We start from the raw sequence: 18048 nt of genomic DNA, 5'->3' as shown, positions 1-18048 counted from the left end.
GGCATATGTGTGGAGGCGTCGGCATTGCGCGTGAGGACGACGGTGTAGCGGTCTTCTTCGCGGGTGACCTCGGCCGTGTAGTCGCTTTCCTCCTCGGCCGGCTGGCCGCGCAGAAGGCCGAGCAGCGAGAGGAACGGCTTGCCGGCGCTGTCCTCCCGGAGGGATTTTTCGGCGAGCCGTGCGCCGGTCTTTTGAATGAAGAGCCGATCGCCCAGAACCAGGACGAACTCCCCGGCGGGTTTGGTGTAATCGAGACGGAGTTGCTCGGGTGCCCGATACGCGAGCGTGCCCGTGCTGACCACCGGATCGCGCACCCCGGATAGGGTGAGCGTCTGCGCGATCGTGGCCGACCAGGTGAGCGTCTCGCGCTGACGGGTTTGAAATTCTGCACGTAGCGCGCCGGCGCGCTCGGCGGACAGTGGCGCGGCGAGCGTGGTGGCGCCGGCAAGGAAAAAAATTAAGAACAGGAAATAGCGGAGCATGCTGCATTTTCCCTTAGCCGAACTGGCTCGGCAACTTCACTGCCCCGCCGCGGTGCCGCGTCGTGAGACGCGCGAGCACGGGAAGTAAAAAGAGACACGCGGTGACGGCGGCGATGATGCCGAGATCCATCACCAGGCCAAAGTTCTGTAGCGCGGGCTGGCTGGTGAGCATGGGTACGCCGAAACCGATGCACGAGGCGAGGCCGGTGAGCAGGATGGGCACGCCGATGTGCGCGTAGAGGTGCACGTAATCGCGTAGTTGTTGCAGGGCCATGAGGACATGCAGGCTGTAGTCGATGCAGAGCCCGAGCAGGAGCGGCACGCACAAGAGCGAGAGCGGGCTGAGCGCGACACCGGTGAGCGCGATCAGCGCGGCGAGGAGAAGGAACGAGAGGCCGAGGGCGGCGAGATTGAGCAGCACCATGCGCAATGAACGTTGGGCGAGCGCGCACAGCACAACGATGCACGCGAGCACCCAGCCGCTGAGGCGGCGAAGATCGGCGAGCGCGGTGCGGTTGAGCTCGTCTTTGAGTGTGACCCAGCTCACCGGCAGCACGTTCGCGCCGGCGAAACTGATGCCGCCGGGCGGCACCGGCCGCTCGGCAGCGCCGGGGAGGCGGACCATGGCGCGACAAAGGCCGGATCCTTCGCGGTGAAGTTTGGCCAGGAGCGGGGAGACGGCAGTGAAGGCGTCGGGCGCGCCGGCGGCGGCCCGATTCAGGGTCTCGACGAGGGTAAGGGTGGCGCCGCTCCATTCGCTGCCGAGGCCGGCGGTATCGAAAGCGGCGCGGAGTCGCGGGGTGATGTCGCCTTTCCACAGCGCGCGGTTTTCGCGCTGGCGCGAGGGCGCGGGCAGGAAGGCGCTCTGCAGCGAGCGGCGCCCGCCGGTAACGCGCACGGCGAGCTCGTCGGCGGCGCGCCCGACGGCGTCCCAGCTCGGCGCCTCGACGAGGTAAATCGCGTCCTGCCAGCTCGGGTCGCTTTTCGCGAGCACCTGCTGGCCGCGAAAGGCGGCGCTCTGCGTGGGCTGAAGACGATCGAGATCTGGCGCGTACAGCGCGGCGGGATCGCGCAAGAGCCAGGCGGCGGCGGTGAGGCTAGCGAGCGTGGTCAACACCAGCAACGCGCGGCCGCGGCGCTCCATCGTGCGCGCCATCGCGCCGCTCATGCGGGCTAGAAAGGGCGGTGGCTTGGGCGGGCGCGCGGCCCACGCGGCCGGTAACAACCAGGTGGCGAACAAGGCCGAGGCAACGAGCCCCGCGGCCACGAGTAAGGCGAGCTGGCGCAGGCCGGGCAGGGACGAAAACGCGAGGACAAGAAACGCCGCCGCCGTCGTGATCGCGCTAAACCAGATACCGCGGCAGAGCCGCGCCCAGACGGTGCTGCTGTCGCGGAAGTGCGAGGCGAAATGGTGATAGACAAGGATGCTGTAATCGACGCTGATCCCGAGCAGAATGCAGGCGAAGCCCATGCTGATCACATTCAGGGAGCCGATGCCGGCGCGCGCGGCGATGAGGCCCACGCCGAGGGCGAGAAATTGCACGAGCAAAATCCACCCAAGCGGCCTCAGCGTGCGGTAGAAAGCCCAGAACGCCGCGCTGACGAGCACCGTGGCGACGATGATCATCAAGCGCATGTCGCGGCGCATCTGCGTCGAGATTTCGGCCGTGAAAGCGGGCCGGCCGGTGAGCAGTAGGCGCGTCTCGCCGGGCAGCGTTTGCCGTATGGCGGCGTGGATCGCGGCCGAGAAATCCTCGCACTCGTCGAAGGTGATGAGCGGGCGCGTGGCGGTGATGGTTAGCGCGCTCGCCGGCCGTTCGGTCCATTGGGAATGGTCGTGGTCTTTGCCCGTGCCGAGCGCGTCGAGCAGGCCGAGCGGGTCGAATTGCCGGCGCATAAGCTCTTCGGGATCGAGCGCGCCGGTGAGCACCGAGGGCAGTGCGTCGAGCCGCGCGCGCACCGGTCCCGGCCCGAGCGCGGCGACGACGCGCGAGAATCGCTCCGCCGGCAGATTCCAGATCGCCCACGCGGCGAGCTCGGGCGCGGCTCGCAGCCATTCATCGCCGGGCGCTGCGACGGACTCGACGCCGGGCAGCGCGGCCAGGACGGGGCGCAGTTTTCTAAAAACTCCCTCGCGCGCGCTGGCGGGAAGCGTGTCTTCGGCGACCAGGATCACTTCGCGATCGCTGGTGAATTGCCGCTGGAATTGATCGAGCCCGCGCACGCTCGGCAATTCCCGCGGGAACAACGCCAAGAGCTCGGTTTCCAGCCTGATCGTCCACCCGGCCCAGACGGCGCCGGCGAGGACTACGAGGACGGCCGTGATGCGCGCAAACCAACCGGACGGGGGGGGATGCGACATGAATTCGGCAACATGGCCCGGCGGGGAAACGCCGGCGCTATTCGGGTGAGGCCAGCCGCGGCGGTGGAATCCACTTACACATCACCGGGTAATGACATACTGCGCGGGATCTGCTGTCTGTGCAAGAATTACGAATTCGCCACCCGCGGAATGAATTAATGAAGGGCAATGCTTCACGCGAGGACCTCTCCCATAAGGAGCTAAAAGTACCGCACCCGGTCCTCGATAAATACTACGCAAGTGAGACGGAGAGGCAGCCATTCGTTCTCGACTTATTCGACGGCGCCGCCAAATATTATAACCTTGTATGTGCAGTACTGTCGCTCGGCTCCGGCCAATTCTATCGCCGCTGGGCGCTTGCGCGCTCAGGGCTTCGCGCCGGCATGAAGCTTCTCGATGTCGCCGTAGGCACGGGACTCGTCGCACGAGCGGCGATAGTCATTCTCCGTGACCCTCGGTCCGTGATCGGACTCGACCCCAGCAGCGGAATGTTAGGAGAAGCACGCAAGAGGCTTCCTATTCCGCTGGTGCTGGGGATTGCGGAGAAACTACCGTTCGGAAACGACAGCTTCGATTTCCTAAGCATGGGTTATGCGCTCCGTCACGTAGCCGATCTAGGCGTGAGCTTTAGAGAATTCCTACGGGTCTTGAAGCCGGGAGGCCGCATTCTGATCCTGGAGATATCTCGTCCCTCCTCGGTTACCGGCCAGTATTTAATCCGGGTCTACTTTCAGAAAATCTTGCCCCTGATTATGCGCATTTTCACCAGGAGCGGGTATGCCCAATTGCTAACTACTTATTATTGGGACACGATTGCCCAATGCATCGAGCCGACGACCATCGTGAAGATCCTGGGCGCCAGCGGCTTCGACAATGTCGAGCGCCGAGTCTATGGTAGGATTTTTAGCGAATACACTGGGCTAAAATCGGCGCGGTAACTCACCGGGAACCTCGGCGTCTGGACTCAGAACTTGCGAAAAAATCGGCGCGAGATCCCGAGCGCAGTAGATTTATTTCACACGCGCTCACTGTATAGCGAGATCGGCCGGGACGACTCCGCGAAGCCCATAGCGCCCCATGAACCGCAAGAGACCGCTACTATAGCGGGACGTGACACCTACTCCGGACGCCTGCAGCGTTACTTGCCGCTCGATATGATTATGGGCTGCGATCTTCAGGAAAGGCGATCGCGTTCTTTAGCCTCTCCTCCGGTGTGGCTCCCAGTCGATCCGCATCTTTCCGCCCCACCACGATACCGATAGATAACTTGTCCGGTAGCGGAATGCACCAGCTCCAGCCTGCCTTGAGGCGCGAAATGACGACCTGGCCGGGGGCCTCTTCCCACCGGAACCCCTCGAAGTGGGCGAAATGAGCCAGGTCATCGCGTGGACCGATCTGAGTGGGTATATCCAGCATGCGAGCGACGAGCCGGCTGCGCCCCGTGGCGTCAACAATAAGATCGGGTTGCCGGCTGCCCCATTGGGATGCCGCGGTCAAGGTCTCCGCGGCGAGCCTGAGCTCGGTTCCGGTATTCCGGGATGCCCGCTCCACGCGGGCGCGGGTGCGTACGACTTGGGTTCCTGAGGCAATCGCGTTGGCCAGCAAGACTTCGTCGAATCGTGGCCGTGGGACGTTGTAGGCATAAGGGGGCACGGCCGGAGCGAAGCGCGCGAAGGTGAAACTGAAGCGGTCCAAGGGTGACCAGACAAAGGAAGCGCCCGGTTTCAAAAGTCCGATGGCGGCGATTTCTTCCTCGATGCCCAAACGCCGCAGCATCGGTATCACGGCGGGTACGAGGGACTCACCCACGACCAATTCGGGACGCCGCCCATGCTCGAAGAGCGTCACCTCGGCGCCTTGGCGGGCCAGCATGCAGGCCAGAGCCGATCCAGACGGACCGGAGCCCAGGATGGCTACCCGCAAAACTCTGGCCTTCGTCTCTTGCTCATTCGCGGGTGCGCTCATAAAGGCCCCTAAACTCTGCCAGGGTATCTTGACTAACGGAAGTCCGATGATATTACATTAACCACACGGCAAGTACGGGCCGAAAAAAATTAATCTCAGAGCTTATGAAGAAATCGTAGCGAGCAAGGCCGCCCGCGAGGCGCACGGCGCGCAGGAGGTTTCGCCCGGAGCGAAACAGAGCGCAAGCCCCGAAGGGGCGAGTCCCAAGGACGGGACGAGCAACCGCAGTGTATGTGGAAATACATGAGGATTCCGAGCACCGCGCAACGAAGCGGGGAAGCGGGCGGGCTGCGCAGTAGATTTATTCACAAGCTCTCACCGGGGAGACCAACCATGAATATGCATAAGACACTAAAAACAGGCGCCTGGCTTGGAATCATGATGGCGATTTTGGCGGGCTGTCGAGCCGCGCCGCTCTATAACGTGAGAAACTCAACGGTGCCACCGGTGACCTCCGGCAAGACCCTTACGCTGGATAATGTGACCAAGGCCATCGTCGATGCCGGCATGGGCCTAGGCTGGGAAACGCAGGTCGTGAGGCCCGGTCAGATCACCGGCACGCTGCACCTCCGCAGCCACACGGCGATCGTCGACATCCCCTACACCACCGCTTCCTATAGCATCGTTTATAACAGCAGCCAGGACCTCAATTACGACCCGGCGAAACAGACCATCCATACGAACTACAATGGGTGGATCCAAAATCTGGATAAAGCGATCCGGGGGCGCCTGAGCGCGTTCGGCTACTAGAACCGCGGCCGCGGGTCCGGCCCGGAAGGCCGGACCGCGTCGTGACCGGGCCGTTATCCAATGCCGCCGTTGATACCGATCACCTGCCAAAAACTCCCCGACCTGCTTGACCGTTCGATCTGCCGTTCAGGATGGTCTTCATCCTCCCATCGTGAATAGCCGCCGCCTTACTTCAGACTCATCCAGCATTGGAGAGACTCGTCTTGCCGAGATCGAGCGCATGACGCGGCAGCGGCGCGAGGTTAGGCCGCGAGGCCGGCTACGGTTAGCGAGTGATGTTGCCGGCGACGCAATCGAGGGACAAGAAGAGTTGGGATTGTGAACAGTATTTCGACACTGGCCCCTTTAACTCTCTGAGAAATGGTAATAGTCGTACCGCCCGGAGATATAGAGGATGCGACGCGCAAGCCTGAGTTCTATGACTCGACTTTTGAATATCTAAGAGAAATCGGTTTCAGAACCTTGCGCTAAATGGGTCCCTGTTGCAGTTGATGCTAAACCTGAATTGCTCCTGTTCGGAGGAGTTATGTCTACTCCGCGTAAGCCTGAAATATGATAAAGTACGCACACCTTATCACTTGAAGTGAGGAGGAAAATCCAGTGGACACCCTAGAATTACCTGAAAAAACTGAGGAACCCGAAACGCCTGCTGCGAAACTCCATGAGATCGATGTGAGTAAGATCCCTAGCCCAGTGCTGGCACGACTAATTGAGGAAGTACGTAACGAAGAGACCTCTCCGATCGACGCATACAGCCGATTTCACAATAGGCACAATCGTTCTCGTTAATCAATCAGCCCCCAAGGGAACGGAACAGTGATCGAAATAGATACCGTTCTAATCAAGGTTGCCAGCCGCTGCAACATCAACTGCACTTATTGTTATGTCTATAATATGGGCGACACGGGTTGGGCGGACATGCCTAGCCACATCTCCCAAGAGACAATTCTTTCAGTCGCGAGAGCACTCGATGAACTAACACGCATTCAGACTCGCCCCTTCGCAGTGGTTCTCCATGGTGGTGAACCTCTCCTTCTTGGCCCAAGAAAGCTGGACCACGTTCTAACAACACTCAGAAGCGCTGCCCCTTCCCAGTGCTCTTTTGGCCTTCAAACCAATGGCATTCTGATCACGAATGAGATTCTCGACATATGTTCTACTAATCGTACAACTGTCTCTGTTAGCATCGATGGCCCAAAGCACATTCACGATCGTGTCCGCGTAGGGCACGATGCAAAAGGGACTTTCGATAAAGTCCTAGGAGGAGTTAATCGCCTGAGAGAGCATCGGAACTCCGCTTTTCTGTTTTCCGGTTTGCTAGCTGTTATCGATCCCCAATCAGACCCGCGCGAAGTTTATGATTTCTTCAAGACGTTGAAGCCCCCAGGGATTGATTTTCTCTACCGAGACGGTAATCACGCGCGACTCCCCGAGGAGAAGGAATTCCTCAGATCTACTGAATACGGTCAGTGGCTCGCTCGCCTAGTAGATATCTACCTTTTCGATCAAGACCCTCTTCCGATACGATTCATCGATGACTTGATAAGACTGATTCTCGGTGGCAAGGGAACTATAGATGGAGCAGGGCTAACGGACTTTGGAATCTTGGTAATTGACGCAGATGGATCAATTACGAAGAACGACACGCTAAAAAGCTCCTTTGATGGCGCTGATCGTTTTGTTCACAAATGGTCGGTTCACACCAACTGCTTGAAAGAAATACTCAACTCTGATGAATTTGCCGACAGTCACGCGCTGCAGCGTCCCACCTCCAAGATCTGTCTTTCGTGTCCGGAGTTGCGGGTGTGCGGGGGCGGCATGACCCTTCATCGCTGGCGTGATGTAAACGGCTATGACAACACTTCCATCTATTGCGCAGATCAGCTATTGGTAATCGAACATCTTCGTAATCAAGTGGCCACTATTCAAGCCCAGTGAATGTAGCCGTCGACAGCCTACTCAGCCTCTCTTCCGTAGAAAGATTCTCGACGCCTTTTGACTATTTTGTGTCGCCTCATGCACTGAAAGGTGACCTGAGCACAAGGGTCTTAGACTGGTTCGAAACCGAGGCGCCGTGGAAGTTGGTGGAGACAGACTTCTATGAACAATACGAATTCAGTCTTTGGGACGTAGAGTTGCCTCCACCGCTACTCGTTCTTCGAGAACCCCGTCTTCTTGATCAGTTAAAAGTAAGGTTGGCGATCAGTTTAAGGCAGAACTCGGTAACGACATCGATGTTGCTGCACACAAACTTGTTCCGGGTCAGCGCATTCGCATTCATACTGATTTTATCTCGGGGCAGAAGACCTATCGGTTGATTATTCAATTGAATCGAGTGTGGAGGGACGAGGACGGCGGTTTAATACTCCTCTTCAATAGTTCCGATCCGGCCGACATACACAAAGCATTCGGCCCCGGCCACAATACGGCTATTGGCTTTGTTGTGTCCACCAAATCTAATCATGCAGTTTCTGTAATTCACAGCGGCGAGCGCTTCACTTTGGTGTATTCCTTTTATGGAAAGGATGAGAATGGGTGAACTCTCGGACCGAGTGAGAGTTTCGCTTGAGACGCCGAATAACAATCCTTGGTTCCCAGAGCTCACCTCGCAACTGACAGAACTAGCATGGGACAACTTGGGCAAGGATATCGGCCTCACTACGGACACTTATGGAACTGCACGGGTTTTGTCTGGTAATGTGTCCATCTCGCGTGATGTCATTAAATATCTCCTCACAGATCAGGTGGTTTGTGAAACACCGCTAACCATCGACATCGAAGTACTCCCACAAGAACAGGCAGCTCAGTACCTTGACGCTGGAATCACCTTTTATTTGCCAAATGAACTTCTCAATACGACAGTCACAGGATGCGTTGAAGACGCAATCAGCATTTTGAAGCGAGTTCCAAGTCTATTAAGTACCGTCACAACCTTAATTCGCTCCTTGCATTTAATAAAGCCCGCGGATAGCGATTACGATGTAAGTTTCAGTGAGCCGAAAGCTCCTTTCTCGGTATTCGTGTCGGTTCCTGAAAAGCGTGTTCCAAATGACGCTATCCGTGTCGCGGAGTCGATTCTGCATGAAGCTATGCACAATCAGCTCACGATTATTGAACAAATAGTGCCTCTTATCAGATCGAGTGGAAAGAAATACTTTTCGCCTTGGAGGGGAACACATCGACCTGCGCAAGGCATTCTTCATGCTTTGTATGTTTTCAGGGTAATTGACCGATTTTTAGCCAGCTTGTCTTCATTGAGGAGTTTTCGCGGTGAATTTCAAGAATACCTACAGGGAAGGCGGAATGACATTCATAGGCAAATCAATGAGACTCGTTCTTTTGAAAGCAGTTCCGAATTAACAATGATTGGAGCTCGGTTTGTCCGGGGCCTATTCTCGGTCTCCCTGATTCTTCCGCTTTCTTCAAACAGCTACCGCACCTTAGCTGACTCTCCTTCTGCAGAGATTACCTGCTCAGATAATCTATAACCATTGAGCTAAACAGGGCATCGGGCAGAACGGCTGAGTCAATGAATGCCTGGGCTTCGTCACTTAACGTCTTCAATTCTAAAATTGTAGGATGTTTCTTTGCCACCTCCACAAGATCAAGGTTACGTTTCAAACTGCAAGGTACTTGAGTCTAGCCTCCCTTAGTGATGGCCTGCGAAGACCAATCACCTCTATGGTGACTTCTCCCTTTCTTGTCTTGTGAGCAGGAGTTTCATTGTAAAACCTAATGTGACCGCGGGGATTAACTAAGGCTGGATTGATCAATAAGGGTCGTTCAACCCTGTAATCATCATGGTGAGAAAGAGCACGTGAACGAGGATTAGCCAGCGGGAAAAAATGCCTTTCCAGTCACTATTGCACTCATGACAACTCAGCAACAGATTATCCCAATCATATGCTAGCCAATAATAACCAGGATACTGCTCTTTATGTTTATTCGATTGTCTAACTGCGGTTTTCGGCCGAAAGTGTTCAACCGCCAGGTGCCTAGGTTCATCGTATTTTCTTTCACAATAGCAGCATTTACAAGAATGAGCGGCTACTAATATTCTCTTGACTGGTTTCGAACCATAGATAGCTCCTTGTCTCCGCCTATCGGTTTCCGTCTTGGCGAACCCCCTCACGCCTGAAATGTAATCATCGGGACATTCGTCATAGGCAAGGCAGTCTGTTTCTGTTTTTGCTTGCCCTTTTGTGATTAAGTTCTTTGGCGGTTCATCCGATTTAAGTATTCCTATCATTGTGAGGTATCCGGCGTTTCTTGAGAAGCGCTGCTGCTGATCGTATCAGGTCCATTGCTTTTTGATCTTCTTGACTTTCGGCCGTTTTTAGACTTGCAATCTCCTCTATTTCTAGGAGCCGCGCTCTTTCAAGTGCACTTAGCGAGGGCTTATCTAGTAACGATTCTTTCTCCTTAAAGAGGCTCTCGGTTTGTTTATCTCTCGAGGCGGGGACACGGAATAATTCGCTAGTTAAGATTTGATCAACACGCCAACTCCTCACCACGTCAGGTTCATTTATTATTCTTACTTCATCGCCCTCTTTTTGTACGACAGCCAAATTTGCATTAGGGGCAGACTGAACCATCAAAGGACTATGAGCGGTCGCAATGAATTGCGCTCTAGGGAAAAGTTCGGTCAGATCTTCCATAATTGTTCGCTGCCAGAGGGGGTGTAGATGTAAATCTATCTCATCTATTAAGACCACAGCAGGTTCTGCCAATGGATTGGGACTTTTGGGGTAGTGGCTGAATAACCTCCACGCCAAATCAATCGTCCAGGCTAAAGTAGTCCGATACCCCAAGCTCAGTGCAGAAAGAGGAACGCATCCAGAGAAAGTGTTGATACGGACACCGCTAGGTTCAGTCGAGGTACTCAACATTTTCGGTGCATTAATCTCAATGTCCTTTGCGTCTTTAACGTCGGGAAGAATTTGCGCAAGGAGGTGCAGAACTTTTACTAATTGATCATTCTCTCGGCCCACATAATTTTTCTTCGCCGCAGCATAATCGAGATTCTGAAGAATCTCTTCCGCATCATAGAGTATTGTCACATCGGAAAGACGTGCTGCAATTGGGTCATCCAGCTCGCTTTGGACTAAGTTCTGCAATCCGATTTGACGATTAGCGCCGTAAGCAACTATGAAAGGTTCGTGATACTGACCAACTGTTTCGATCTTTGTATTACCCTGAGGTTTAATCCCTTCAAGAACCCCCTTCCTGTTGTAGACAATCTTGACGCCTGTGTTAATTCTCTTACTCTTATCAACTGAGCTTGTCCTTTTGCTTGATCCCTTCCCGATAAACTCTTTGTTCTGACATAGCTCAGCTTTGAGTACGAGATCTTGGTTCTTCCCAGTGCGTAGTAAACTTTCTAGTATGTCGTTTTCTTCGTCGGAAAGAGCTGGTCCCAGAGAACCTTTGGTTAAAGGCGCAGGCTCCTCGGTGTCATCATCAGCATTCGACAGATTGCTTTGAGGGCCTCCTTTTGGCACCGGTCTCATCCAAGCTAAACACTGCAATAGGGTCGTCTTCCTAACTCCATTGTCTCCCAACAGCAATGTCCACTGTGCCGGGTTGCCCGATCCGTCAGTCAAATCCAACTTTTGAGAGTGGCCGAAACAACGCACACTTTCTAATTCAAGGGTCGTGAAATAGACGGCGGTACTATGCTGAGAATTGGCCATACACTCTCCTGGTTTTACTTATCAAACACTTTGCGCGCGATGCCAACGCATTATTTGCCAGACATTAATTTTGACTGCTGAGAACTTAGATATTTGGTTCGTTCACTCTCGCAAGATAGACTGAAACTGACGCGTGTGTCCACAAAGTTGAGCCAGGCGCGTCCGCGTTTAATTGCGACGGGGCCCAATCCTCGGAAATTCCACCCGCTCAGTGCCTAGCCAAAGATATTAAGATTGTCGACTCCAGAAATGTAGGGTGGGTTCGGCGCGGTATATGCCGCAACCCACCGACTCGACCTCGAAGCGGGCCTCCTTTTCAAACCGTGCTCCGAGGTGTCGGCCTGCGGCCGACGGGTTGGTGGGTTACGCCGCAAACAGCGCGGCTATCCCACCCTACATCTAAGTCGTAGCGAGCGGCGGATTAAAGGGGCCGTGGTCGAGTTGAAACTTGTGAAGCGTTTTGAATATCCGCTATGAGTCGATAGGCGCCCGCTCGAATCGGAAGTCATTCGACGTCGCGGCGGGTTTCAAGATCACGCCGCCTCTTAGAGCAAGGCCGGAAGATCACGCGCACCGTGCAGCACTCGCACAATTAGAACGTCGGTATCGCTGGATTGAAAGAGGATGAGATACCGCCCGTGAGAGCAAGACCGGACGCCTTCCCCAAGATCTGGCCGTGATGTATAGCCGAGCGGCGAGGAGGAGATTTTGGCGCAATGCTCGCGGATCTCTCGCACAAGCGAAACCGCGCGTGACGGATTGTCGATCGCAATGTAGTCGCCGATTTCTTCAAGATCCTGCTCGGCCTGTACGGTGAAAACGACTTGCATTACTTCTTGTGCCGCGACTTAGCCATGTCCGCGTACTTGCGCTCAAGTCGATCGAGCACTTCCTCTGCGGGTTTCCCTTTACCGCTGGCAAGCCCCTTTTTGACGTCGGCACGGAGTGCCTCCAGTGTGGCCTCGCGCCGCTGTTGCTCTTCTTCGAGCAAGCGGAGTGCGTCACGAACGACTTCACTCGCGCTGGCGTAGCGCCCCCCTTCAAGTTGTTGTTTTATGAATTGCTCGAAATGCTTACCTACGGCATAACTGGAGGGCATGGCTAGGCTCCTCGGAGAATTAATTTTTATTATCTATTATTATCAATATTTGATATTGCTGACAAGAGGCATTACGATACCTGCAAGTACGCGACGTCGCGCATGGCGGCCGGGTCGTGTCAAGTACTACGGTCATGCAGCAAAAACTGGACAGTCTGTGACGTTCGAAGTAACGGACTAAACGCGAGAAGCAGTTGAAGCTTGGATCGCCAAGGCAAAGCTCGGTACAGGGCAATATCTCTTTCCGAGCCGTATGACTCAGTCACCGCATATTTGTACACGACAGTATGCACGCATCGTAAAGTCGTGGGTGGCTCTCCTCGGCTTGGATCCGGGCGACTATGGCACCCACTCGTTGCGCCGGACCAAAGCCAACTCACATGCTAGTGTTGAAGAGAACCACAACAGGAAAATAACAGATCCCTTCTCCTGCGGGAGGGTAGGATGAGGGAATCGATCAGGAGGCATTCATCGATTTAGATCCCCTCACCCTAGCCCTACCCAGGAACCTCCAGATTCCGGAGCGCAATTCGCGGCCACCGCGCGGCCGTGTGGTCTCTCCCCGAGGGAGAGGGAACTTCTCGATGCGCCGAAATTTCAAATATCTTTGGTTAGGGGCTTTCCCCATATTGAGCGGTGCTTACCGCCTGACCCCCCGTCGGCGAGCTCTGTTTCAGTCCTTCAGTACGACGACGTTGACGCCGTCTTCGACGCCGAGGTCGTAACTGTTGGAGCCGAGCTGCGCGACGGTCCCGATCCGCTCGGAGACTGAGGCTTTGTCTGCCGCCGCGTTGATGACGATCCCATTGCCGGTGCCGTCGGAGATGACCACGCTGCCCGGGCTCGGGCGGCTCACCTCAATGCCGTTGGACGGCGATAGCACGCTGAGGTCCGCGTTGAGATAGCGGATCTTAAGCGCCGCCGGATCGGAATTGGCCTCGATGAAGGCCTCCGCGGCGCCCAGGGCCCCGCTCTTCGCCCGCTGGGCGAGCTTGCTGGCGGTCTCCTTCGCCTTGGCCGTGAGGCCCTTTACCGTATCGCTTTCGGCCACCTGTTTCAGCGTGCCGATCGCCTTGTCGATCTGTTCTTTCCAGTTCATGCCGAAGCCCCCTTTAGTTGATTCTCATGTGCTTGATGGTGCGAGGTGCGACCATGTTACCACCCGGGGCAAGGAGGGGTACAGCGTGTCTCAAGGGGTGGCTGCCGAACGGCCGAGCGTGCCCAGACCGCTGCTCCCATCTGGCCGAAGTGGGGCCGGAATTGATAGTAAGCGATCCGCAAGCGCCGGCTACTTTCGTTCACCGGTCTTTTTCTTCTGAGGGCGGGTCCAGCCCTCAACGGTCGTCTGGCGCGCACGGCCCAGCGTTAAGGCGCCGGGCGGCGCGTCTCGGGTGAGCGTCGTTCCCGCGCCGATCGTGGCGCCATCGCCCACGCGAACCGGCGCGACGAGCAGCGTGTCCGAGCCGATAAACACACCATCGCCGATGACGGTCTTGTGTTTGTTGGCCCCGTCGTAGTTACAGGTAATGGTCCCCGCGCCGACGTTGACGTCGCGGCCGACCTCGGCATCCCCGACGTAACTGAGATGGTTGATCTTGGAACCGGCTGCGACCGTCGATTTCTTGATCTCGACGAAGTTACCCACGTGGACATGGTCGGCCAGACGGGTCCCGGGCCGGATCCTGGAGAACGGTCCGATGCGCGCGCCCTTACCGATCGCACACTCTTCAAGCACACAGTTCGGCAACACGGCCGCATCGTCCCCGAGATCGGCGTCGCGCAGGTAGGAGTTGGGCCCGATATGAACCCGATCGCCTAATTTAACGCGCCCTTCGAAAATGACGTTGACATCGATCACGACGTCCCGTCCGATCTCGAGGTCGCCCCGCAGATCGAACCGGGCTGGATCGCGCAAGGTCACTCCCGAGCGCATCAGATGCTGTGCTTGAAGACCTTGGTAATGGCGCTCGAGATCGGCAAGCTGCTCGCGATCATTGATTCCCATGACCTCGTAGACCGAGCCCGCCGCCACGGTTTTAATCGGGATCCCCTCTCCCACCGCCATGCCGATGATATCGGTCAAGTAATACTCGCGCTGGGCGTTGCGGTCATCGAGCCGCTCTATCCATCGGAGTAAATGCGCCGCGGGAATCGCCATCATGCCGGTATTGACCTCGCGGATATCCCGTTCCTCGGGAGTCGCATCCTTGTGCTCAACGATCCGGACCACCGCTCCGCTGCGATCGCGTACGATGCGGCCGTATCCGCCCGGATCATCCAGGTCCACGGTGAGCAACCCGATCCCGCCCTCCGCGAGGGCATCCTTCAGGCGTTGCAAGGTCTCCGAGGTAATCAAGGGCACATCCCCGTAGAGAATAAGGACGCCGTTGCAAGAATCGATGGATGGCAAGGCGTGCGCAACCGCATGACCGGTGCCGAGTTGCCGGGTCTGTTCGATCCAGGTGACATCGAGATGCCGCAGTGCTTCGCACACCCGCTCGCCACCGTGACCGTAAACGACGTAAATCCGCTCGGCGCTCAGCCGTGCCGCCGCGCGACAGACATGTTCGAGGAGCGGCCTTCCGGCAAGAGCGTGCAATACCTTAGGGACATCGGAATACATCCGTTTTCCCTGGCCGGCCGCCAAGACGACGATACTAAGGTTCATAGGCTATGGGCACAAACTACGGCTTCGAGGCAAGCGCGTTGCGCCAGAATAATTTGAAGCGGACGGGCGAGCAAGCCCGTGACTCGCCGGGGCGACCGCGCGTGTACGCCGGAGGGCGGGCTAGCCGCACCCGAAGCCGGGTGCCGCTAGGTTGGGGAAACGGCGTTGGGATCCCTAACTTTCGGATTACCAAGGCCTGAAGTGGCCATATAAAGTCACGAGTCCACCAATGAGGGCAAGACCTGCGATTTCAAGATCGGTAGCCCCTTCTTCGGTATCTATGCAAAGATCGCCGCTCTCGCTCGGTTGTATATAGTCCCAGAAACCCAAGTAGGCCGCTAATAAAGATATAGCGCCGCCGATCACGCAGGGATTGACCCACGGTGGTAACTGGGTTTGTTTGGAATTCACGGCGCAGTCTCCTCGGCGCTCGGATGAGCATCGGATTGAACCTTACGGAGGTTACACGATCACAAAAAAAAGAGAAAAAAGGAGTGGTAGTGATCTAGGTTGGTGCGTTGGGCGTACCGCTAATGACGTTAATCCGGTCATGGCCGATGCCGCGCGACACCGCTTCCATCGGCGAATCCCTGGGCAGTTACCGGGTACGGATGGGGCGCAAACCGGCGTAGCCCGTCGGGAACAAAGCCGCCGGCCAGCGGCACAGGCGTTCGAGGAAGAGTGGGACGTCGTACCGCCGTCCTCAGCTGAATTGCCGCCGCTGCTCAACCACAAACGAAGACCCGTGGCCTATTTATCCTCGAAAGCTTCGTTATGACCGAAAGAGTGGCTGTGCTACACTATATTTTGCCTAGTAAGATCAGGATCAGTAAGATGACCACCACTAGCCCGAGTCCGCCGCTGGGCCCATAACCCCACGCCTGGCTATGTGGCCAGGTTGGCAATGCTCCCACAAGAATCAGGATCAGGATTATGAGTAAGATTGTGCCAATTGACATGTTCGTGCTCCCGTTAAAAAAGGTTAAAAAAAGGGGCTAGACTAAAGTACATTACAACGTACATTGGCTTTTAGCCAGTTCATTTCACGACTAGGCTGTCCTTAACAGATTTGACTCCCTTGACAGATCTCGCTAATTCCACGGCCCTGGTGGCAGCCTGCCTGGAATCGACGAAGCCGCTCAACTGCACGGCTCCTTTGTAGGTTTCAACACTGATCTGACCGACCTTGAGGATTGGATCATTGTATATCGCCGCCTTCACTGAGGCGGTGATGCCACTGTCGTCAATGTACTCACCCGTGCTTTCTTGGTAGGCAACCAATAACAGTCCTATGACAAAGCGTGTTATCGAAGTGGTTCTATTGATCATTGCTTAGCTCCTAGAGTAAGGTTGTATTGCATCGGCTTGGCTCGCCTTCCTTGGTCCCCAAGGTGGCCGTAGACGTTGCTCTCGACCTCTTCACGTTAGGCTATCGATGCATTAGCCCCAGGATACCGACGGCAATCAAATACACGGCCACGAGATAATTTAATAGCCTTGGCACAAGCAAGATTAATATGCCTATCACCAGCGCAAGGACGGGCTCGATAGGTACATTTATGATAGGTACATTCATGGGGAAGGCCTCCTTATTTAAGGTCACGCGCGTGCGCGTGCATTACCGAAGTTATCCTGTACTTGATTGCAGTTCGTCTCTTTCTCTTTTCGGGCCATACAGTCCACTTGCGTGCGGAATCACGGTGAAGGCTGCACACGGACCGTGGCCGATTAGCCGTAGTCCCGCCCTCGCGTTTGCTCGGCCTGCTAAGTATTTCTCCTCGCTCGGCTTACCGAGGCTGTTTGAACGTGCAGTTGCGCCGATTAAGAGCACAATCAACACGATTAGCAGTATCGTTCCTTATGACATCGCCTTGCTCCTCACTTAATCACTCATGTCTGTTCGATCGTCAACACTGTACGACGATCTCTATCTGGGACAGCCTCAGTAATCCATCGCCGCACCGCTACCCCCTGATCGCCACGCCTGCCCCCTTAGATCAGTCGCAGCCGCGCAGGAGGAAGATGACGAGCAGAATCGGGATGGGCACACCCAGGAGCCACAACAGGATGTAACCCATCTTCCCCTCCTGTAACTTCATCGGCGTGGCGTGCTTCATCGAGCGGAGCCCTTGCCAGAGACGTCTCAAGTATCCAATGCTTGTCATCATGATCTCCTCATCTATGAGGCCTTTTTCATCTCTGTACCGCAACAACAGCGCGGAGGCGCCTCACCGCCCCCGCCTGCCTTCGAGCCCTGCGTGACCTTCATTTCGCACCCGCAATTCGGGTTCGTGCAACGATACGTATCACCTGTTGTCATAGCCATCATCCACCTCCTGATCGAACGCCGCATCTCGACTCGCGTCTATCGAGACTTAGGACCTTGCTTAAGGGCGATATCGGCCCTCCGAGGACGCACCGGCAGCCTCGGAGGGCGCTGTCGACCTTGGTGCCTCCCCGAAGGCCTACCCAATCACAGCTTTTGGACCCAGCTGTCTGCCTCCTGCTCGGCCTTTTCTTTCGTATAGCCATACTTGGCCTGCAGCCGGCCGACGAGCTCCTCGCGCTTCCCTTCGATGACGTCGAGCTCATCATCGGTAATGTCACCCCACATTTGCTGGGCCTTGCCTTTCAGCTGCTTCCAATTACCCTTGACTTGATCCCAGTTCATCGTCCGTCCTCCTGTTCAAAATGGTTGGTTCTGGTCGCGCCCCGGCTCAACCGGGGCACTCCGAATACGGTCAAGCTGTGTGCCAGGACCGGCGTTATGGATAACTGTCCTTGTTGCTTGACGTAGCCCAGTTACTACAGCGCTTGCCGAACTTGCTAGATAGGGCTAATCAGTAAAAAAATGCCGATCCGCGTGTAAGATTATCCTAAGAATACGCGGAGATGCAAGGCTTAGTCTATTCCAATGCAAGATGAGTCTGAAGGGAGGGCTTATTTCTAATACAAGATGAGTCTGAAGTAAGGCGGCGACTGTTCATGATGGGAGGATGAAGACCATCATGAACGACGGACAATTAGAG

At 55.9% G+C, this 18048-nt stretch carries 18 protein-coding genes and 1 pseudogene; 5 read left to right on the top strand and 14 right to left on the bottom strand.

Going from position 1 to position 18048, the window contains the following annotated elements:
• The coding region (locus tag M3436_12700) for an outer membrane lipoprotein carrier protein LolA (protein MDQ3564956.1) at positions 1 to 482 on the bottom strand (482 nt) is incomplete at its 3' end.
• Positions 483 to 495: 13 nt separating this feature from the next.
• On the bottom strand, positions 496 to 2844 hold the full coding sequence (locus tag M3436_12695) for an MMPL family transporter (GenBank protein ID MDQ3564955.1): 2349 nt from the start codon (positions 2842 to 2844) through the stop codon (positions 496 to 498).
• Between the two features lie 158 nt (positions 2845 to 3002).
• On the opposite strand from M3436_12695, the gene M3436_12690 reads away from it, so the two are divergent.
• Positions 3003 to 3782: a class I SAM-dependent methyltransferase gene (locus tag M3436_12690; protein ID MDQ3564954.1), complete on the top strand. Its 780-nt coding sequence runs from the start codon at positions 3003 to 3005 to the stop codon at positions 3780 to 3782.
• 220 nt (positions 3783 to 4002) lie between these two features.
• Here M3436_12690 and M3436_12685 read toward each other — a convergent pair whose 3' ends face one another.
• On the bottom strand, positions 4003 to 4809 hold the full coding sequence (locus tag M3436_12685) for a tryptophan 7-halogenase (GenBank protein ID MDQ3564953.1): 807 nt from the start codon (positions 4807 to 4809) through the stop codon (positions 4003 to 4005).
• A gap of 333 nt (positions 4810 to 5142) precedes the next feature.
• Between M3436_12685 and M3436_12680 the strand changes: the two genes are divergently transcribed.
• From M3436_12680 to M3436_12670, 3 genes are all read left to right on the top strand, one after another.
• The gene (locus M3436_12680) at positions 5143 to 5559 is read left to right on the top strand and encodes a hypothetical protein (protein ID MDQ3564952.1); all 417 of its coding nucleotides are present in this window, start codon (positions 5143 to 5145) and stop codon (positions 5557 to 5559) included.
• A gap of 816 nt (positions 5560 to 6375) precedes the next feature.
• On the top strand, positions 6376 to 7497 hold the full coding sequence (locus M3436_12675) for a radical SAM protein (GenBank protein MDQ3564951.1): 1122 nt from the start codon (positions 6376 to 6378) through the stop codon (positions 7495 to 7497).
• Positions 7498 to 8090: 593 nt separating this feature from the next.
• The gene (locus M3436_12670) at positions 8091 to 9047 is read left to right on the top strand and encodes an HEXXH motif-containing putative peptide modification protein (GenBank protein MDQ3564950.1); all 957 of its coding nucleotides are present in this window, start codon (positions 8091 to 8093) and stop codon (positions 9045 to 9047) included.
• Between the two features lie 744 nt (positions 9048 to 9791).
• On the opposite strand, the gene M3436_12665 is transcribed toward M3436_12670, so the two are convergent.
• The 3 genes from M3436_12665 to M3436_12655 all read right to left on the bottom strand — a co-directional run bounded on the left by M3436_12665 (position 9792) and on the right by M3436_12655 (position 12351).
• The gene (locus M3436_12665; GenBank protein MDQ3564949.1) at positions 9792 to 11252 is read right to left on the bottom strand and encodes an AAA family ATPase; all 1461 of its coding nucleotides are present in this window, start codon (positions 11250 to 11252) and stop codon (positions 9792 to 9794) included.
• Positions 11253 to 11797: 545 nt separating this feature from the next.
• On the bottom strand, positions 11798 to 12082 hold the full coding sequence (locus M3436_12660) for a type II toxin-antitoxin system RelE/ParE family toxin (GenBank protein ID MDQ3564948.1): 285 nt from the start codon (positions 12080 to 12082) through the stop codon (positions 11798 to 11800).
• Positions 12082 to 12351 carry a type II toxin-antitoxin system ParD family antitoxin gene (locus tag M3436_12655; protein ID MDQ3564947.1) on the bottom strand — a complete coding sequence of 90 codons (270 nt, stop codon included), beginning with the start codon at positions 12349 to 12351 and terminating at the stop codon, positions 12082 to 12084. The genes M3436_12660 and M3436_12655 overlap by 1 nt, the downstream gene beginning before the upstream one ends.
• 80 nt (positions 12352 to 12431) lie before the next feature.
• On the opposite strand from M3436_12655, the pseudogene M3436_12650 reads away from it, so the two are divergent.
• Positions 12432 to 12724, top strand: a pseudogene (locus M3436_12650) (tyrosine-type recombinase/integrase).
• 300 nt (positions 12725 to 13024) lie between these two features.
• Here M3436_12650 and M3436_12645 read toward each other — a convergent pair.
• From M3436_12645 to M3436_12610, 8 genes are all read right to left on the bottom strand, one after another.
• Positions 13025 to 13450, bottom strand: coding sequence for a hypothetical protein (locus M3436_12645; GenBank protein MDQ3564946.1), 426 nt, complete (start codon positions 13448 to 13450; stop codon positions 13025 to 13027).
• A gap of 189 nt (positions 13451 to 13639) precedes the next feature.
• Positions 13640 to 15019: a bifunctional UDP-N-acetylglucosamine diphosphorylase/glucosamine-1-phosphate N-acetyltransferase GlmU gene (glmU, locus tag M3436_12640; protein MDQ3564945.1), complete on the bottom strand. Its 1380-nt coding sequence runs from the start codon at positions 15017 to 15019 to the stop codon at positions 13640 to 13642.
• Between the two features lie 186 nt (positions 15020 to 15205).
• Positions 15206 to 15430 (bottom strand): hypothetical protein, encoded by a 225-nt coding sequence (locus M3436_12635; GenBank protein ID MDQ3564944.1) that lies wholly within the window; start codon positions 15428 to 15430, stop codon positions 15206 to 15208.
• A 389-nt stretch (positions 15431 to 15819) separates the two neighbouring features.
• Positions 15820 to 15978 carry a DUF3309 domain-containing protein gene (locus M3436_12630; GenBank protein ID MDQ3564943.1) on the bottom strand — a complete coding sequence of 53 codons (159 nt, stop codon included), beginning with the start codon at positions 15976 to 15978 and terminating at the stop codon, positions 15820 to 15822.
• Positions 15979 to 16057: 79 nt separating this feature from the next.
• A complete protein-coding gene (locus M3436_12625; GenBank protein MDQ3564942.1) occupies positions 16058 to 16348 on the bottom strand; it encodes a BON domain-containing protein in 291 nt (96 codons plus the stop codon).
• A gap of 100 nt (positions 16349 to 16448) precedes the next feature.
• Positions 16449 to 16580 (bottom strand): DUF3096 domain-containing protein, encoded by a 132-nt coding sequence (locus tag M3436_12620; GenBank protein ID MDQ3564941.1) that lies wholly within the window; start codon positions 16578 to 16580, stop codon positions 16449 to 16451.
• Between the two features lie 436 nt (positions 16581 to 17016).
• Positions 17017 to 17187: a hypothetical protein gene (locus M3436_12615; GenBank protein ID MDQ3564940.1), complete on the bottom strand. Its 171-nt coding sequence runs from the start codon at positions 17185 to 17187 to the stop codon at positions 17017 to 17019.
• 305 nt (positions 17188 to 17492) lie between these two features.
• A complete protein-coding gene (locus tag M3436_12610) occupies positions 17493 to 17690 on the bottom strand; it encodes a CsbD family protein (GenBank protein ID MDQ3564939.1) in 198 nt (65 codons plus the stop codon).
• Positions 17691 to 18048 lie beyond the last annotated feature (358 nt).

This window comes from Pseudomonadota bacterium, assembly GCA_030859565.1.
Taxonomy (GTDB): Bacteria; Pseudomonadota; Gammaproteobacteria; order JACCXJ01; family JACCXJ01; genus USCg-Taylor.
The sequence above is the reverse complement of the archived record's forward strand: the minus strand, read 5'-3'. Positions and strand labels throughout refer to the sequence as shown.

Bases quoted from the DNA above. Each gene is read 5' to 3' on its own strand.
- M3436_12695 (MDQ3564955.1), bottom strand. From the start codon at position 2,844: ATGTCGCATCCCCCCCCGTCCGGTTGGTTTGCGCGCATCACGGCCGTC.
- M3436_12690 (MDQ3564954.1), top strand. From the start codon at position 3,003: ATGAAGGGCAATGCTTCACGCGAGGACCTCTCCCATAAGGAGCTAAAA.
- M3436_12685 (MDQ3564953.1), bottom strand. From the start codon at position 4,809: ATGAGCGCACCCGCGAATGAGCAAGAGACGAAGGCCAGAGTTTTGCGG.
- M3436_12680 (MDQ3564952.1), top strand. From the start codon at position 5,143: ATGAATATGCATAAGACACTAAAAACAGGCGCCTGGCTTGGAATCATG.
- M3436_12670 (MDQ3564950.1), top strand. From the start codon at position 8,091: ATGGGTGAACTCTCGGACCGAGTGAGAGTTTCGCTTGAGACGCCGAAT.
- M3436_12665 (MDQ3564949.1), bottom strand. From the start codon at position 11,252: ATGGCCAATTCTCAGCATAGTACCGCCGTCTATTTCACGACCCTTGAA.
- M3436_12660 (MDQ3564948.1), bottom strand. From the start codon at position 12,082: ATGCAAGTCGTTTTCACCGTACAGGCCGAGCAGGATCTTGAAGAAATC.
- M3436_12655 (MDQ3564947.1), bottom strand. From the start codon at position 12,351: ATGCCCTCCAGTTATGCCGTAGGTAAGCATTTCGAGCAATTCATAAAA.
- M3436_12645 (MDQ3564946.1), bottom strand. From the start codon at position 13,450: ATGAACTGGAAAGAACAGATCGACAAGGCGATCGGCACGCTGAAACAG.
- glmU (MDQ3564945.1), bottom strand. From the start codon at position 15,019: ATGAACCTTAGTATCGTCGTCTTGGCGGCCGGCCAGGGAAAACGGATG.
- M3436_12630 (MDQ3564943.1), bottom strand. From the start codon at position 15,978: ATGTCAATTGGCACAATCTTACTCATAATCCTGATCCTGATTCTTGTG.
- M3436_12625 (MDQ3564942.1), bottom strand. From the start codon at position 16,348: ATGATCAATAGAACCACTTCGATAACACGCTTTGTCATAGGACTGTTA.
- M3436_12615 (MDQ3564940.1), bottom strand. From the start codon at position 17,187: ATGATGACAAGCATTGGATACTTGAGACGTCTCTGGCAAGGGCTCCGC.
- M3436_12610 (MDQ3564939.1), bottom strand. From the start codon at position 17,690: ATGAACTGGGATCAAGTCAAGGGTAATTGGAAGCAGCTGAAAGGCAAG.